Source organism: Streptomyces sp. WY228 (assembly GCF_019287315.1).
GTDB classification, from domain to species: Bacteria; Actinomycetota; Actinomycetes; order Streptomycetales; family Streptomycetaceae; genus Streptomyces; species Streptomyces caviscabies.
The window spans coordinates 2,075,226-2,091,692 of the sequence record NZ_CP079114.1; the positions used below are offsets into that span (position 1 = coordinate 2,075,226).

The window sequence follows — 16,467 nt, forward strand, 5'->3', positions numbered from 1 at the left end:
AAAGGATGGCGTCCGTGACGTTCAAGGCTGAGTACATCTGGATAGACGGCACCGAGCCGACCGCCAAGCTTCGCTCCAAGACGAAGATCATGGACGGTGCGCCGTCGGGTGACGTGGCGGATCTGCCCATCTGGGGTTTCGACGGCTCCAGCACCAACCAGGCCGAGGGCCACGCGTCCGACCGGGTGCTGAAGCCCGTCTTCACCTGTCCGGACCCGATCCGCGGCGGCGACGACGTCCTCGTGCTGTGCGAGGTCTTCAACATCGACATGACGCCGCACGAGTCCAACACCCGTGCCGCGCTGCGTCCGGTCGCCGAGCAGTTCGCGGGCCAGGCCCCGATCTTCGGCATCGAGCAGGAGTACACCTTCTTCGACGGCCACCGGCCGCTCGGCTTCCCCGAGGGCGGTTTCCCGGCCGCGCAGGGCGGCTACTACTGCGGGGTCGGCGCGGACGAGATCTTCGGCCGCGAGATCGTGGAGAAGCACCTCGACAACTGCCTGGCGGCGGGGCTCGGGATCTCCGGCATCAACGCCGAGGTCATGCCCGGCCAGTGGGAGTTCCAGGTCGGCCCGCTGTCCCCGCTGGACGTCTCCGACCAGCTGTGGGTGGCCCGTTGGCTGCTCTACCGCACCGCCGAGGACTTCGATGTCTCCGCCACCCTGGACCCGAAGCCGGTCAAGGGCGACTGGAACGGCGCGGGCGCGCACACCAACTTCTCCACCAAGGCGATGCGCGAGGGCTACGACGCGATCATCACCGCGTGCGAGTCGCTGGGCGAGGGTTCCAAGCCGCTGGACCACGTGAAGAACTACGGCGCGGGCATCGACGACCGGCTCACGGGTCTGCACGAGACCGCCCCGTGGAACGAGTACAGCTACGGCGTCTCCAACCGCGGCGCCTCGGTCCGTATCCCCTGGCAGGTCGAGCAGGACCAGAAGGGGTACATCGAGGACCGCCGTCCCAACGCCAACGTCGACCCGTACGTCGTCACGCGGCTGATCGTCGACACCTGCTGCACCGCGCTGGAGAAGGCCGACCAGGTCTGATCCCGCCGCCGGTCACGTACCGGACGCACGAAGAGGGGCCCGCCGGTTCGCCGGTGGGCCCCTCTTCGTGCGTCGCGGCGGCCCGGCGTGAGGAACGTAACGCCAAGGGTCCGTATCGACGGGTGAGAGGAGTCTGATGCACGGCCGCAATGTCTGCTTCAATGGAGCACATGGCCAGCTACCAGCACATCGCGTCGGGTCGCAGCGACCTCGAACCGTTCTGGCCTTCCCGTCAGCACCATGATTTCGACCGGGTGTGTTGCCGCGCGTGGAACGCGCAGGCCCACTAAAGCCGCTCACCCCGGCCTTCGGTCCGCGCGCACGACGCAAGTCCGTCCCAGACGACTCCTCGCGCGAAAGAGCTGACCCTCATGGCGAACACTCGTACTTTCTCCGCCGCGTCCGCCGCCACCGCGGCGTCCCCGGCGCCCGCTGCGGCCCACCCCACCGCCCGCTCCCTCCCCGCCCACCCGAACCGGCACCGGCTGCGCGCGGTCGACCGCGACGAGGTCGCGGCCCCGGCCGATGTGGCGGGCTTCCTCCCGCCCGGGGCCACCTGGCTGCCGGCCCCGCCGCACACCCTGCCCGCGCTGCCGGGTCAGCCGCCGATGATCGGTTACCTGGTGCTCGTGCCGGCCGATCAGCAGCCCGCGCTCGCGGGGGCGGTCGCCGCCTCCCAGCACCGGGCGGGCGGCTCGCCGTTCCCCCAGCAGCCGGCGCCCGACCCGGCCGCCGACGACAGGGCGCCCGCCGGTCCGGTCCGGATCGACGCCACCCGGCGTACGGCCTCGGTCGACGGCGTCGCCCTCGACCTCACGTACCTGGAGTTCGAGCTGCTGGCCCATCTGGTGGCGCACCCGCACCGGGTGCACACCCGTGACCAGCTGGTGACGACGGTCTGGGGCTACGGGCATGTGGGCGACGGGCGCACCGTCGACGTCCATGTCGCCCGGCTGCGCCGCAAGCTCGGTGCGGAGTACCGCCGTTCGATCCAGACGGTCCGCCGGGTCGGGTACAAGTACACGCCCTGACCGGCACCCGCACCAACGGCGGCCCCGGACCACGGTTCCTCCTCACCGTGGTCCGGGGCCGCCGCCGTGTTCCCGTGGTGCCGGCGGTTCACGTACCGGCGTGCTCTCAGACCCGTACGGTGTCGCGCACGGGCTCGGCCGGCTCGTCGTGCTCCAGGCTCGGCAGCCGCGAAAGGCCGCGCGGGGTACGCCAGTTGCGCTCGCCCAGGAGCAGCATCACCGAGGGCAGCAGCACCATCCGTACGACGGTGGCGTCCAGCAGCACCGCGACGGCCAGGCCGACGCCCATCTGCTGCATGTCCTGCATGGACAGGGTTCCGAACACCGCGAACACCGCGACCATGATGGCCGCCGCCCCGGTGACCGCCCCGGCCGTGCGGCGGATGCCGGTCTCGATCGCGGCCCGGTTGTCCAGGCCGCCGCCGCGCGCCTCGCGGATCCGGGAGACGACGAAGACGTGGTAGTCCATGGACAGGCCGAACAGGACGACGAGGACGAACAGCGGCATCCACGCCTCGATCGCGCCGACCCCCTCCGAACCGATGAGCGAGGCGCCCCAGCCGTGCTGGAAGACGGCGGTCATCACGCCGTAGGAGGCGGCCACCGAGAGCAGGTTGAGGACGATGGACGTCACGGCGATGACGTAGCTGCGGAAGCAGAAGAGCATCAGCAGGAAGGTGACCGCCGTGATGAAGGCGAAGACCGGGACGATGCCGCGCCGCAACTGGTCGTTGAAGTCGACGGAGCCCGCGATCTCGCCGGTCACCTGGGTCTTCGCGCCGGTGCCGTCGAAGGCGGCGGGCAGGGTCCTCTCGCGGAGTTCGGTGAGGTCGGTGGTGCCGCCGGGGAGGGGGATCTCGATCTCGGCGACGTTCTTGCCCCGGTGGACGGTGACGTCCTCGAAGCCGTCGAGGGCCCGGGCGACCTTCGGGGCGGTGATGTCGGGTGCGGTGACCACGACGAGGGCGGGTGCGGGGCCGCCGGGGAAGCTGTCGGTGATGCGGGTGTGGGCGATGGAGAGCTGCGAGTCGGAGCCGAACTGCTTCTCCAGGCCGAGGGATTCGGTCTTCATGCCGAGGGCGGGCGCGGCGAGGGCGAGCAGCAGGACGACGGCGGCGACGGCGAAGGCGCGGGGGCGGGCGAGTACGGGGCCCAGCACCCGGCCGACGATGCGGCCGCTGCCGGCCTGGCCGTGCTTGGCCCGGCGGTTCAGCAGCGGGATACGGCCCGCGTCGATGCGGTCGCCGAGCCAGGAGAGCAGGGCGGGCAGGACGGTGACCGAGCCGAGCATGGCGATGAACACGACGATGATCGTGGCGAGCGCGAAGCCCTTGAACAGCAGGAGCCCGGAGAGGAACATGCCGCCCATCGCGACCATCACGGTGAGTCCGGAGACGAGGACGGCCCGGCCGCTGGTGGCCGCCGCGATGCGCAGGGCGGTCTCGGCGTCGCGCCCGGCGGCGCGTTCGTCGCGTTCGCGGCGCAGGTAGAAGAGGCAGTAGTCGACGCCGACGGCGAAGCCCATCAGGAACATCACCGAGTACGTGGTCTGGAACAGGTGCAACTGGTGGCTGGCGATCGAGAGGAGGCCGAAGGCGGCCATGCACGCGGTGAGGGCGAGGCCGACCGGGAGCAGGGCGGCGACGACCGCGCCGAAGGCGACGAGGAGGATGCCGAGGGCCAGCGGTACGGCGGTGAACTCGGCCTTCTTGAAGTCCTCGGCCAGCAGGTCGCCCAGCCACTTGCCCGCGCTGGCCTCGCCGAACTGGTGGATCTCGATGTCCGCGTGGTCCTCGCCGACGGCGGCGACCGCGTCCAGGACGGGCTGGATCCGGTCGGAGGAGGTGGCGGCCTCGCCCTTCATCTCGAAGGTGATCAGGGCGTCCTTGCCGTCCTTCGAGGCGACGGGCGGGGCGATGTTCCGCGTCTCGCCGGTCGTGCGCACGGCGTCGGCGAGGGCGTCGGCGGCCGGCTTCCACTCCCCCGCGGCGGGGGCGGAGACCATGACGAGTTCGCCCGCGGGCTTGTCGAGTCCGGCGTCGAGGAGGATCTGCTCGGCGCGGGCGGATTCGCCCGCGCCGTTCTCCGCGTTGGTCATCTCGACCATGCCGGTGGCTCCGCCGATGCCTGTGGCGAGCACGACGAAGAGCAGCCAGCCGAGAACGGCCGTCTTGCGGTGGTGGGTGCTCCACACGCCGATGCGTGCGGCGAGGTTGCGCCTCATGTGGTCTCTCCCCCAGAGGTAGGCGTCGGATCGGTGGATCGGGACGCTTCGAATCTAGGAATCCGGCGCGGGCCGCCCCAGCCGTCGAAGCCCCCGGTCACGGAGGTGTAGGGGGCGGATAAAGGGGTGGTGCCAGGTACACCCCCCGCCGGGTGGCGGACCGGCTGACGCGACGGGCCCGGCCCGGGTGAGACTGGCTGCGGACCGGGAACAGCCCGGATCCGGTGAGGGGAGAGGGACCACGATGAAGGTGTTCTCGGGGCGGCTGCGGCCGTCGATGGTGGCGGCGGGGCGGGGGCTGTTCCTGGCGGTCGCCGGTCTGGCGGGTTCCATCACCCTGTTCGTCCTCGCGGTCCTCTCGATCTCCTTCATCCTGCTGGGCATCGGGGTGTTCACCACCCCGGTGGTGCTGGAGGCGGTCCGCAAACACGCCAACCAGCGGCGGCTGTGGGCGGTGACCTGGTCGGACGTCCGGATTCCGGTGCCGTACCGGCCCTTCCCGAAGGATCTGCGGACGGGCGTCACCGGGCAGGTGGAGCGCACCTCGCTGATGCTGAAGGACCCGGCGACCTGGCGGGACCTGCAGTGGCTGCTGGTCGACATGACGGCCGGCACGGTGGTGGCGTTCCTGGCGGCAGGCCTGATGATCTACCCCGTCGAGGGGCTCGTGCTCGCGGCCGGCCTGTGGCACGTGTTCCGCGACGACCCGTACTGGTACGGGTTCGTGCCGGTGGACAGCCAGCTGACCGGGCTCGCCGCGCTGGCCCTGGGGATCGCGCTCTTCCACGTCGGGATGTGGGCGAGCCGGCCGCTGTTGCGGCTGCACTTCGTGCTCGCCCGTACGCTGCTGGCGCCCACCCAGGACCAGGAGCTGGAGCAGCGGGTTCAGCGGCTGACGGAGACCCGGCACGAGGCCGTGGACACGGCCGCCTCCGAACTGCGCCGCATCGAGCGGGATCTGCACGACGGTGCGCAGGCCCGGCTGGTCGCGATGGGCATGAACCTGGGCACGATCGAGGCGCTGATCGAGAAGGACCCGGCACAGGCGAAGAAGATGCTGGCGATGGCCCGCGAGTCGTCGGCGGAGGCGCTGACCGAACTGCGCGATCTGGTCCGGGGCATCCATCCGCCGGTGCTCGCGGAGCGGGGTCTCGGCGACGCGGTGAAGGCGCTGGCCCTGCGGCTGCCGGTCGCCTCGGAGGTGACGGTGGAGCTGCCGGGGCGGGCGGAGGCCCCGGTGGAGTCGGCGGCGTACTTCGCGGTCAGCGAGGCCCTGACGAACACGGTGAAGCACGCGGCGGCCACACGGATTTACGTGGACCTGCACCACGCGGAGGGCATGCTCCGGATCTCCGTGACGGACGACGGCAGGGGCGGTGCGGTGGTCGGATCGGGCTCGGGGCTGAGCGGAATCGAACGGCGACTGGGTACATTCGACGGCGTACTGGCCGTCAGCAGTCCCGCGGGCGGTCCCACCATGGTGACCATGGAGATTCCTTGCGAGTTGTCCTAGCCGAAGATCTCTTCCTGTTGCGCGACGGCCTGGTGCGCATGCTGGAGGCGTACGACTTCGAGATCGCCGCGGCTGTGGAGACCGGGCCCGAACTGACCAAGGCACTGGCCGAGTTGGAGCCGGACGTCGCCGTCGTCGACGTCCGGCTCCCGCCGTCCCACACGGACGAGGGCCTGCAGTGCGCGCTGGCCGCCCGCCGGGCCCGGCCGGGGCTTCCGGTGCTGGTGCTCTCGCAGCACGTGGAGCAGCTGTACGCACGGGAGTTGCTGGCGGACGGCAACGGCGGCATCGGCTATCTGCTGAAGGACCGGGTCTTCGACGCGGACCAGTTCGTCGACGCGGTACGGCGGGTGGCGGCGGGCGGTACGGCGATGGACCCGCAGGTCATCTCCCAGCTGCTGTCGCGCCGTTCGCAGGACAGGCCGATGGGCGGCCTCACCCCGCGCGAGCGGGAGGTGATGGAGCTGGTGGCCCAGGGCCGGTCGAACGCGGCCATCGCCGCCCAGCTGGTGATCACGGAGCGGGCGGTGGCCAAGCACACCTCGAACATCTTCGGGAAGCTCGACCTGCCTCCGTCGGACGACGACAACCGCCGGGTGCTGGCGGTGCTGGCCTATCTGGACCACGGCTGATCCAGCCCCTCCGGACCCTTCCGCGCGCTCCGGCCCGCCCTCAGTCCGTGAACCAGCCCGCCGCGTCCAGCCGGAACGCGCCGCCCGGGGCCATCGTGCGCAGATCCCGCTCCAGGGCGGCCAGCCGCTCCTCGCCGAGCGTCCGGGCCCATTGGGCCCGCAGCCGGTCGAAGCCCTCAGCGGACCGGGTGAGCAGGTCGACGCCGTGCGGGGTGAGGCGGATCAGGGTGCGCCGGCCGTCGGCGGGGTCCGGGGCGCGCTCCACGTAACCGAGCGACGCGAGCTTCTCGACGGTCTTCCCGGCGGCCTGCTTGGAGACCCCGAGCCGCCGCCCGATCTCGCTGATGGCCGCGCCGTCGGAGCCCACGGCCTGGAGGGCGAAGCCGTACGCGGGGCGGGTTCCGGGGTGTCCGTGCTCGGCGAGGTCCTGGTGCAGGGCGTCGATGATCGAGCGGAAGCCGGCGAGGAGGAGCAGCGGCAGCTCGAAGCCGTTGCGAGACTCGACAACCTGGTTTACCTTTTTTTCGTCAACCATGTTGTCGACCCTATCTCCGTGAAAGGCCCGCCATGCCCTTTCCCGATCTCACCCCCGAGACCGCCCCGCCCGCATCGCGCCGCGCCATGGAGGCGGTGACGGAGCGGCTGGGCTACCGGCCCGCCGCCATCGCCCGGCTCGCCGCATCGCCGCACGCCCTGGACGGCTTCCTGAGGATCAGCGCGATCTTCGAGTCCTGCACCCTGGACCCGCTCTCCCGCGAGGTCCTGATCATGACGATCGCCACCCGCAACGACTGTCACCTCTGCGTCGCGATGCACACCGCGAAGCTGACCGCCCTGGACGCCGGCCCGGCGCTGATCGCCGCCCTGCGCGACCGCGACGGCGGCCCGTTGCCGGACGAACGGCTCGACGTCGTACGGCGGTTCACCCTGGAGGTGATCGCCTCGGCGGGGGCGGTGGAGGACGCGGTCCTGCGGGACTTCCTCGCGTACGGCTACACCGAGCAGAATGCCCTCGAAGTGGTCCTGGGCATCGGCGCGTACACCCTGTCGACCCTGGCCAACCGGCTCACGGCGGCCCCGGTGGACGCCCCATTGGCCGTCTTCGCCTGAGAGCCGGTGGTTCGGACCGCTTTCCGGCTGGAGCTTCGCACGAATCGGCCGGCGGGCTGAACGGGTCGCGGGGCCCGCGCGTATGGGACGTCACGCTTCTCCCTCGAAGCAGAGGAGTCCCATGCGACGCACATCGCGCAAGAAACGTTCCACACTGGCCAACCGGGCCATTGCCGCCTCCGCAGCCCTGATCCTGGGGGGAGGCGGTCTGGTCGCAGTCAATGTCTACGCCTCCGCGGGAGAAGGACCGTCCGGTTCTCCGCCCACCCGGACGCAGAACGCCGCCGGCCGGCAGATGTCCACCATCGACTGCCCCGAAGCCGTGAACGGGCTGCCCGAGGTGCCGGACGAGGCCCGCGGGGAGGTCGACCGCGAACTCGCGGCGATGGATACCCAGATCACCGACGCCTACCGGCAGTTCGCGGACCGGAAGGAGCAGATAGCCCGGGACCCCGGGCTGGCCGAGAACTCCGTGCTGGGCCCCTTGCGCAGCAAGCGGACCGCGAGCCTCGACCGCATCGGCATCGCGATCGGACGGGTGGGCGAGCGACCGGCGGGGCTGGAGAGCCTTGCCGGATGCAGCCTGCGCGCCGACGACAACCGCCCCGGCAACGGCGGAGACAACGGTGGCGGTGACAGCGGCCAGGATGACGGCCAGGGTCAGGACCAAGGCCGGAATCAGGGCCAGAACGAAGGTCAGGGTCAGGACGGCGGCCAGGGGCAGGACGGTGGCCAGGACCCGGGCGGCCAGGATCCGGGCCAGGGCGGAGACCCGGGGCAGGACCAGGGCCAGGGCGGCAACGGGCCCGTGGCCGCCGATTTCGTCGACATCCAGTCCGTCCAGCCCAATGTCGACCGGCCCCGCCAGCGCCGCGGCGCGTCCCGGGGCACTTTCACCACCGACTGCGGCCGTAATGAGAACGGGAAGTTCAACCCGGACAACGTCATCGTGGCGCCCGGCGTGAGCAACGGCGCGCACCATATGCACGATTACATCGGCAACCAGGCCAACGACGCCTTCGCGAGCGACGACGATCTGGCGGACGGCGCGACCACCTGCCGCAACCAGGGCGACCGGTCGACCTACTACTGGCCCGTCCTGCGGCTGCAGAACGGGCAGGACGAGAACGACGTGGACGCCGACGGCGGCGGCCGGGACCAGAACGTCGGCGAGATCCGGACGCCGTCCGAGGTGACGCTGAAGTTCGTCGGATCGCCCGTCGGCAGGGTCACCGCGATGCCGCGCTTCCTGCGGATCATCACCGGGGACGCGAAGGCGTTCACCAACGGCGACGCCCAAGCCAACGCCTCGTGGAGCTGCACCGGATTCGAGGACCGCCAGCTGACGGACAAGTACCCGATCTGCCCCGAGGGCAGTCAGGTGGTGCGGACGTTCGCCTTCCAGAACTGCTGGGACGGGCAGAACACCGACAGCGCCAACCACCGCACCCATGTGGCGTTCGCCCAGGAGAACGGGCGGTGCCCGAACGGGTTCCGGGCGGTGCCGCAGCTGGTGCAGCGCATCGTCTACGACGTGCCGCCCGGGCCGGGCTTCGCCGTGGACTCCTTCCCCGAGCAGTTGCACAAGCCCATCACCGATCACGGTGACTTCATCAACGTCTTCGACGAGCGGCTGATGAAGAAGATGGTGCGCTGCATCAACGACGGCCGCCGCTGCCGCTGACGCGGCGCGTGCGGCCCCCGTGAACCTGCGCGGTCAGCCCGGGTGGTGACCGGAGTGCCCGTCCTCGCTCCCCCCTCCGCCACTGTCCCCCGAGTGGTGAGGCGAGGCGGTCTCCACCGTCCCCCCGAGCCGGCCGCGCAGCGCCGCGACCACCTCCGGATCGCCGACGGCCACCCACCGCCGGCCGACGAGGTACGAACCGCCGTAGTCCTTGGCCTCGTTGATCCACTCCCGCTGCCCGCGGTCGGTGGCGAAGGTGGTGAGAACGTAACGTCCTTCGTCCGTCCTGCAGTTGGCCTGCCTGAGCTCGGCCGCGTCGGTCTGCACGTTCGGGTCGCAGCCGGCCTTCTCGGCCAGCTGCTCCAGCGTGCCCGTCGCGGCCGGCTTCGGCGTGGGCCGCTGCTGTCCCCTGCCGTCGTCGGCCGGTTCCGTACTGCACCCGGCCAGCAGCAGAAATCCCACCAGGACCACCGCAGTCGCCCCGCCGCGCCGCCCGCCTCGCCATTCCGGTTCTGTCGCCATCGGGCCATCCTGCACCCGATTCCGGGCTCAGGGATGGGCTACGGCAAGACTCACGAGATAGGCCTCCTCGACCTCGCCGTCCGGGAACAGAGCGGCCAGCAGGGCCCGTTCGCGGTCGAAGAAGTCGCGGACCTCGACCGGGTCGCCGATCAGGAAATCGGAGTGGGTGGCCATGTTGGCGATGTGGGCGTCGACCGGTACGCGACGGCTCCAGGCCACCTGCCGGGTGCGGAAGTCCAGCCCGTCGGGCAGCACGGCGCGGAAGCGGGCCCGGTGGTTCGGGGCGGCGGGGATCTCCACCCCGAAGAAGACCCGCATCCGGTTCTCCTGCTCGACCAGCCACTCCACCGACGGGTCGCCGTCGTTCCACCACAGGGCGAGTGCCCCGCCCGGCCGCAGCACCCGGCGGGCCTCGGGTATCGAGCGGGCGGGGTCGGTCCAGTGCCAGGCCTGGGCGTACGTGATGAGGTCCATGGAGCCGGTCCGCAGCGGCAGGTTGTTCCCGTCGCCCCGGACCAGGGGCACGTCCGGCAGGCTCCGGCGGAACTGCTCGGCCATCCCGTCGCCCGGCTCCACCGCGGTGACCCGGGCCCCGCGCTCGTACAGCCGGGCGGTGCCGAGTCCGGTGCCCGCGCCGACGTCGGCGACCCGGGCTCCGGCGAGCTCCACCCCGGCCAGCTCCTCGATGGCGTCGAACAGGGCGGGCGGGTAGCTGGGGCGGTGGGCGTCGTAGGCGGCGGCGATGGCGTCGAAGGACCGGGCCTGCACGGGTTTCGTCATACGGGCAATGATCGCGCGGGGCCTCGCGGAACGGCACGGAAATCCGTGCACGCCTCTGGTCCCCCCGCATACCCGTCAGTACATTGACACCATGTCTAACACGCAGCCAGCGGCGGTCGCGTCGGAGCGGACGCCCCTCAAGGCCCGCAAGGTCTCCTTCGCCTGGGAGAAGACGCCCCTGCACTGGGTGCCGGGCGACCCGTTCACCACGCACACCATCAATGTGCTCCATCTGCTGCTCCCGGCCGGGGAACGCTGGTTCATCCACGTGTACCGGCAGATACTCCCGTACATCCATGACGACCAACTCCGCGAGGACGTCATCGGGTTCATCGGGCAGGAGGCCGTGCACTCGCAGGCCCATGACGATGTGCTGCCGCATCTAAGGGAGTTGGGCCTCGACCCGACCCCGTACACCGCGCAGGTCGACTGGTTCTTCGAGAAGCTGCTCGGGGACCGGACCCTGCCGCCGGGGCGGGCGTCGCAGTGGTGGCTGATGGAGCGGGTGGCGATGATCGCGGCGATCGAGCACTACACCGCGTTCCTCGGCGACTGGATACTCAACGCCGAGGCGCTGGACCGCCGGGGCGCGGACCCGACCATGCTGGATCTGCTGCGCTGGCACGGGGCGGAGGAGGTCGAGCACCGGTCGGTGGCCTTCGACGTCTTCATGCATGTGGACGGCGGCTACCGGCGGCGGGTGCGCACCTGGGCGACGGCCTTCTCCGCGCTGGTGTTCCTCTGGCAGCGCGGCACCCGCTTCTTCATGGAGAACGACCCCACGCTGCTGGACGGCAAGGCCAGTTTCAAGGCGTTCCACGCGAGCGGGAAGCAGGGCACGCTGCCCAGCACGGGCGCGATCCTGCGGTCCGTGCCCAGCTATCTCAGCCGGTCCTACCACCCCTCGCAGGAGGGCAGTACGGCCCAGGCCGTGGACTATCTGACCCGCTCCCCCGCCGCCCTCGCCGCCGAGGCCGCCACGACCGGAGGGTCCTGAACCATGGCGCTGCCCCGTCTGCGTACCGTCGCCGTCGTCGCCGGTGCCGCCCTGCTCACCCGCCGGGCCCTGAAACGCCGGATCGCCCGGTCACCGCTGTGGCCGCTGCCCGCGCTGCCCGAGCCGATATCGGGCCACTCCGCACGGCGGGCGACGGCGGTCCGCCGGCTGCTGATCACCGGGCGGACCGTGGTCGCCGACGGTGTGGTGCAGCTCCGGCTGGAAGGCGCCGGACTGCCGCCCTGGGAGCCGGGGGCCCATCTGGATCTGGTGCTGCCGTCCGGTCTGGTGCGGCAGTACTCGCTGTGCGGCGACCCTTCGGACACCGGTGCGTACACGGTGGCGACCCGGCTGGTGGCGGACGGCCGGGGCGGCTCGCGGGAGGTGCACGAGCAGCTCCAGGAGGGCCTGGAGGTGGAAGTGCGCGGGCCGCGCAACCGTTTCCCGCTCACCGAGGCCCCGGGTTACGTCTTCGTCGTCGGCGGCATCGGCATCACCCCGGTGTGGCCGATGCTGCGCTCGCTGGCCGCGTCGGGGGCCGAGTGGCGGCTGCTGTACGGGGGCCGGTCGCGGGCGTCGATGCCGTTCCTGGAGGAGGTCGAGAAGCTCGGCGCGGACGGGGGCCGGGTCACGGTCGTCGCCCAGGACGAGGCCGGGCACCCGGACGTGGCGGGCGCGCTGGCGGACCTCGCCCCGGACACCGCGGTCTACTGCTGCGGGCCCGAGCCGCTGATGGAGGCCGTCGCCGCCGCGCTCCCCGAGGGGCACCCGCTGCACCTGGAGCGGTTCTCGGCCGCGACGGGCCCCGGCGCGAGCTCCGGGGCGTTCGAGGTGGAGCTGCGGCGCAGCGGGCGTACGGTGCCGGTCGCGGCCGGGCAGTCGGTGCTGGCCGCCGTCCGCGCCGAGCTGCCCCATGTCGCGTACTCCTGCGAGCAGGGGTTCTGCGGGACCTGCCAACAGCGGGTGCTGGAGGGCGAGATCGACCACCGCGACGAGCTGCTGACCGAGGACGAGCGGGGCGACTCGATGCTGATCTGCGTCTCCCGCTGCCGGGGCGGGCGTCTCGTCCTGGACCTCTAGGGTCCGCGCGACCGCGCCCCGGATAGGCTGTTCGCATGACGACCGGGGTGCGGCGCAGGATGGGCGTCGACGAGCGCAGACAGCAACTGATCGGCGTCGCGCTGGACTTGTTCAGCCGCCGCTCGCCCGAGGATGTGTCGATCGACGAGATCGCCGCCGCCGCGGGGATCTCCCGTCCGCTGGTGTACCACTACTTCCCCGGGAAGCAGAGCCTGTACGAGGCGGCGCTGCGGCGGGCCGCCGACGAGCTGGCGGCCCGCTTCCTGGAGCCCCTGGAGGGGCCTCTGGGGGCGCGGCTGCTGCGGGTGATGGGGCGCTTCTTCGACTTCGTGGACGAGCACGGGCCCGGCTTCTCGGCGCTGATGCGGGGTGGGCCCGCGGTCGGCTCCTCGACGGCGAACGCCATGATCGACGGGGTGCGGCAGGCCGCGTACGAGCAGATCATCACGCACCTCGGGGTGAGCGAACCGCCCGCCCGGCTGGAGCTGGTGGTCCGCTCCTGGGTCTCGCTCGCCGAGTCGACGGCGCTGATCTGGCTGGACGGGCGGCGCATTCCGCGCGAGGAGCTGGAGATGCAGTTGGTGCACGACTTCGCGGCGCTGGCCGCCGTCAGCGCCGCGTACGACCAGGAGATGGCGGGCATCGTGCTGCGGGTGCTGTCCCAGGAGCCGGCGGACGGCCCGTTCGGTGAACTGCTGTCCCGGCTCTCCGCGTTCGCCCCGGATACGCCCGCCGTCCCGGCGCAGCGGCTGCCGCGCTGACGCCGCGATCCGCTCAGGCGGGCAGGCCGTTGCGGTGGGAGACGCGGCGGGCGGCGGCCAGCAGGGCGTGGATCTGCGGGCCCGCCTGGTCGATCTCGGTGACCGGGCGGGGGAACGGCAGGGTGACGTCCTCGTGGGTGCGGGGGTATTCGAGCCGCAGGGTCAGCCCGAAGCGGTCCATCGCCAGCGGCACGGCCCGGGTCATGCCGCGCTCGGGGCGCGGGTGGACGAGGCGCAGGAGCAGCGGGACGAGTTCGGCGTGGTCGTCCACCAGATGGGTGAGCATGCCCGCCTCGCAGGGGGCGATCGGGTCGGTCTCGACCTCCTCCAGCTCCTCCAGGGTGACGAAGGTGCGGCCCTCGGCGTCCTCCAGGACGGCCTGCCCGAACTCCATGCAGGTGCTCTCCTGCGTGTCGGTGCCGTACGGGGTGGCCAGCAGCCCGGTGACCGTGACGCGGGCGCGCAGCCGGTCGCGTACGGGAGTGGGGGCGATGTCGGTGAACTCCAGGCGGGCCGGGACGCGTTCGCCGCTCGGTGCGTGGCTGCCGTCGTTCGGGGCATGCAGGTGGATGTGGCCCATCGCGCCCGTGCCGTCGAGGCGGCGGACTTCGGTGTGCAGGCCGTCGCTGACCACCGTCATGGAGTGGGCGACGGTCAGGATCGACCGGACACGCTCGGCGCGGGTCGGCTGCGTGGCGCGGGGGCGGGAAAGACGCATCCGAGGTCTCCAGGGAGGGTCAGCGGAACCCAAGTGGCTACTTAGGCATGCCTAACCTTACCCGCAAGGCGGCGGATGCGGGTAGTCCGGGGACACGAGAGACGCTCCCTTCCTGGTCAGAGCTGGAGCCCGGTACGCAGCGCGGCGGCGAGACCGACCTCCGCGTTGTCGGACTGGCCGCGCTCGAAGGCGCGCTGGTACGCCTCGTCGCCGACCGCCGCCCGCGCCTGGAGCTCGCAGGTCTCGCGGACCGGACCCAGCTCGGGCGTGCCGCGCTGGGGGTGGCCGACCATCCGCCAGTACGCGTGTCCGGTGCCGTAGACCCGGGCGGCCTGGGCTCCCGCTCCCTGGGCGGCGATGGCCGCGGCCAGGATGTCCAGGCCGAGCGCGATGCCGAAGCTGTCGCGGAGCCGGTGCTTGCCCGCGAGCATCGACCGGGCGTGCGTGGCGGAGTCCGCCGGGCGGCCCTGGAGCAGGGCGATCAGGGCGAGCTGGTAGTCCGCGTAGGAGCGGGTCCAGTACTCGCCGCCGCGTTCGCAGGCCCGGCGCAGGGCGGTGGCCGCCGCCTCGGACTCGGTGAGCCGGCCGAGCGCGGTGAGCGCGAAGACGGTGACGAGGTGGCAGCGCAGCCGGTGGGCCGAGCCCGCCGGTACGCTCCCGGTCATCCGCAGGACGCGCTCGGCCGCCTCCAGGGCCGCCGCGGGCTGCCCGGTCATCAGCTGGGTGAGGCCGGAGAGATAGGCCGCGCCGAGCATGCCCTCGTGGTCCCGGTCGTACAGGGCGACGGCCGTGCAGAGCGCGCCGTACTTCTCGGCGGTCGCGAAGTCGCCCTGGAGCAGGGCCGCGACGCCCATGACCCAGTGCAGCCTGGTCCGGTGGGGGCCCTCGGCGGGGCCCGCGTCCAGGGCGCGCCGGGCGTAGCTGCGGGCCTCGGAGAGGTGGCCGCAGCAGGCCCAGAAGAAGCCGACCCGGCCCGCCATCTCCTGGGCCCCTTCGACGTCGTGGGCGAGCAGGTGCTCCAGCGCGGCGCACAGGTCCAGGTGAGTGTCGGACACCTTGTGGTACCAGGACACCTGGTCCGGCCCTGTCCAGCCCTCGTGGGCGCGGCGGGCGAGGCCGAGGAAGCTGCTCGCGTGCCGGTCGCCGGCGGCGCGGGCCTCGCCCAGCTCGGTGAGCCACATCCGGCCGTACTCGCGCAGGGTGTCGAGCATCCGGTAGCGGTCGCCGTCGCGCTGGACGACGGACTGGGCGACGAGGCCCTGGAGCGCCCGGTCCACCTCGTCGGCGGTGAGCGGGCCCCCGGCGCAGACCTCGCGGGCGACCTCCTCGTCGAAGTCGGTCCGCAACGGGGTGAGACGGGCCCACAGCAGACGCTCCAGCGGGGTGCACAGCTCGTGGGACCAGCCGATGGCGGTGCGCAGGGTGCGGTGGCGGCGGGGCCACACGGTCGCGTCGGCGAGGAGGTCGAGGCGGGCCGTGCCCGGGTCCTCGTCGGGCCCGCCGAGCCCGACGGACCCGCCCGGTCCGCCCGCGCCCGGCGTGCCGGAGCCGGGGCCGAGGGCGAGGCCGCCGCTCCGGCCGGGCGTGCTCCACGGCGTGCCGAAGAGCGTGCCGGAGGGGGCGCTGCGGGCGTCGAAGCGGGTGCCGATCCGGTCGGCGAGCTGGGCCACGCTGTGCCGGCCGATGCCCGCGGCGGCCAGTTCGATGGCGAGCGGGATGCCTTCGAGGCGGCGGCAGATCTCGGCGGCGGCCGCCTCGTCGCCGGGGGCGTCGAGACCGGCCCCGGGGTCGGCGGCGCGCAGCCGGTCGGCGAAGAGCTGGAGGGCGTCGGGCGCGCCGTCGACCGGGAGCGGGGGCACCGCGACGACGTGTTCGCCGTGGGTGCCGAGCGGCTGCCTGCTGGTGACCAGGACGGTCAGCCGCGCGGAGGTGGTCAGGATCTCGGCCAGCAGGTGCGAGCAGGAGGCGCGGAGGTGTTCGGCGGAGTCGAGGACCAGCAGGAGGTGCTTGTCGCCGAGCCATTCGCAGAGCGCCTCGACGGGCATCCGCAGGGTGTGGTCGGCGAGCCCGACCGCGTCGGAGACGGTGGGGAGCAGCAGCCCGTCGTCGTAGAGCGGGGAGAGGTCGGCCCACCACGCGCCGTCCGCGTAACGGTCTGCCGCGGCGCGGGCGGCCCGGAGCGCGAGCCGGGTCTTGCCGACGCCGCCGGGGCCGATCAGGGTGGTCATCCGCCGGGTGGTCAACGCGGTGTGCAGCCGGGCCAGTTCGGCCCGCCTCCCGACGAAGCTGCTCGTCTCCTCGGGAAGGTATCCCACCGTGGTCATCATCACCGTCCGCGCGCTGGGGCAGGGGGCGCCGGAGGGCCG

The 16,467-nt window shown here is 72.2% G+C and carries 15 protein-coding genes; 9 read left to right on the plus strand and 6 right to left on the minus strand.

Features of this window, described 5'->3' with window-relative positions; genetic code table 11:
• Positions 1 to 14: 14 nt before the first annotated feature.
• Both glnII and KV381_RS08930 read left to right on the plus strand, forming a co-directional pair.
• Complete coding sequence (gene glnII, locus KV381_RS08925; protein WP_030080794.1) at positions 15 to 1,049, plus strand: glutamine synthetase; 1,035 nt, start codon at positions 15 to 17, stop codon at positions 1,047 to 1,049.
• Between the two features lie 371 nt (positions 1,050 to 1,420).
• Entirely contained in the window at positions 1,421 to 2,080 is a 660-nt protein-coding gene (locus tag KV381_RS08930) for a winged helix-turn-helix domain-containing protein (RefSeq protein WP_030080796.1), read from the plus strand.
• 106 nt (positions 2,081 to 2,186) lie between these two features.
• Here the strand turns inward: KV381_RS08930 and KV381_RS08935 are convergent, their stop codons facing one another.
• On the minus strand, positions 2,187 to 4,304 hold the full coding sequence (locus KV381_RS08935; protein ID WP_218785021.1) for an MMPL family transporter: 2,118 nt from the start codon (positions 4,302 to 4,304) through the stop codon (positions 2,187 to 2,189).
• A 244-nt stretch (positions 4,305 to 4,548) separates the two neighbouring features.
• On the opposite strand from KV381_RS08935, the gene KV381_RS08940 reads away from it, so the two are divergent.
• Both KV381_RS08940 and KV381_RS08945 read left to right on the plus strand, forming a co-directional pair.
• Positions 4,549 to 5,817: a sensor histidine kinase gene (locus KV381_RS08940; RefSeq protein ID WP_218785022.1), complete on the plus strand. Its 1,269-nt coding sequence runs from the start codon at positions 4,549 to 4,551 to the stop codon at positions 5,815 to 5,817.
• Positions 5,802 to 6,449 carry a response regulator transcription factor gene (locus tag KV381_RS08945; RefSeq protein ID WP_098026371.1) on the plus strand — a complete coding sequence of 216 codons (648 nt, stop codon included), beginning with the start codon at positions 5,802 to 5,804 and terminating at the stop codon, positions 6,447 to 6,449. Before KV381_RS08940 ends, KV381_RS08945 begins: the two co-directional genes overlap by 16 nt.
• A 40-nt stretch (positions 6,450 to 6,489) precedes the next feature.
• Here the strand turns inward: KV381_RS08945 and KV381_RS08950 are convergent, their stop codons facing one another.
• Positions 6,490 to 6,984, minus strand: a complete 495-nt coding sequence (locus KV381_RS08950; protein WP_218785023.1) for a MarR family winged helix-turn-helix transcriptional regulator — start codon at positions 6,982 to 6,984, stop codon at positions 6,490 to 6,492.
• Between the two features lie 32 nt (positions 6,985 to 7,016).
• Between KV381_RS08950 and KV381_RS08955 the strand changes: the two genes are divergently transcribed.
• Both KV381_RS08955 and KV381_RS08960 read left to right on the plus strand, forming a co-directional pair.
• A complete protein-coding gene (locus KV381_RS08955) occupies positions 7,017 to 7,559 on the plus strand; it encodes a carboxymuconolactone decarboxylase family protein (protein WP_218785024.1) in 543 nt (180 codons plus the stop codon).
• Positions 7,560 to 7,680: 121 nt separating this feature from the next.
• Positions 7,681 to 9,243 carry a DUF1996 domain-containing protein gene (locus KV381_RS08960; protein ID WP_218785025.1) on the plus strand — a complete coding sequence of 521 codons (1,563 nt, stop codon included), beginning with the start codon at positions 7,681 to 7,683 and terminating at the stop codon, positions 9,241 to 9,243.
• A gap of 33 nt (positions 9,244 to 9,276) precedes the next feature.
• Here KV381_RS08960 and KV381_RS08965 read toward each other — a convergent pair whose 3' ends face one another.
• Complete coding sequence (locus KV381_RS08965; protein WP_218785026.1) at positions 9,277 to 9,765, minus strand: hypothetical protein; 489 nt, start codon at positions 9,763 to 9,765, stop codon at positions 9,277 to 9,279.
• A 27-nt stretch (positions 9,766 to 9,792) separates the two neighbouring features.
• On the minus strand, positions 9,793 to 10,545 hold the full coding sequence (locus KV381_RS08970; RefSeq protein WP_086779112.1) for a class I SAM-dependent methyltransferase: 753 nt from the start codon (positions 10,543 to 10,545) through the stop codon (positions 9,793 to 9,795).
• A gap of 91 nt (positions 10,546 to 10,636) precedes the next feature.
• On the opposite strand from KV381_RS08970, the gene KV381_RS08975 reads away from it, so the two are divergent.
• The 3 genes from KV381_RS08975 to KV381_RS08985 are packed head-to-tail and all read left to right on the plus strand — an operon-like array spanning position 10,637 to position 13,383.
• The gene (locus KV381_RS08975; protein ID WP_218785027.1) at positions 10,637 to 11,542 is read left to right on the plus strand and encodes a metal-dependent hydrolase; all 906 of its coding nucleotides are present in this window, start codon (positions 10,637 to 10,639) and stop codon (positions 11,540 to 11,542) included.
• Positions 11,543 to 11,545: 3 nt separating this feature from the next.
• Entirely contained in the window at positions 11,546 to 12,622 is a 1,077-nt protein-coding gene (locus KV381_RS08980; RefSeq protein ID WP_218785028.1) for a PDR/VanB family oxidoreductase, read from the plus strand.
• A gap of 35 nt (positions 12,623 to 12,657) precedes the next feature.
• Positions 12,658 to 13,383, plus strand: a complete 726-nt coding sequence (locus KV381_RS08985; protein ID WP_030080819.1) for a TetR/AcrR family transcriptional regulator — start codon at positions 12,658 to 12,660, stop codon at positions 13,381 to 13,383.
• A 13-nt stretch (positions 13,384 to 13,396) separates the two neighbouring features.
• Here the strand turns inward: KV381_RS08985 and KV381_RS08990 are convergent, their stop codons facing one another.
• Both KV381_RS08990 and KV381_RS08995 read right to left on the minus strand, forming a co-directional pair.
• Positions 13,397 to 14,101 carry a DUF2470 domain-containing protein gene (locus tag KV381_RS08990; RefSeq protein WP_030080821.1) on the minus strand — a complete coding sequence of 235 codons (705 nt, stop codon included), beginning with the start codon at positions 14,099 to 14,101 and terminating at the stop codon, positions 13,397 to 13,399.
• 116 nt (positions 14,102 to 14,217) lie between these two features.
• A complete protein-coding gene (locus KV381_RS08995; protein ID WP_086779114.1) occupies positions 14,218 to 16,428 on the minus strand; it encodes a regulator in 2,211 nt (736 codons plus the stop codon).
• Positions 16,429 to 16,467 lie beyond the last annotated feature (39 nt).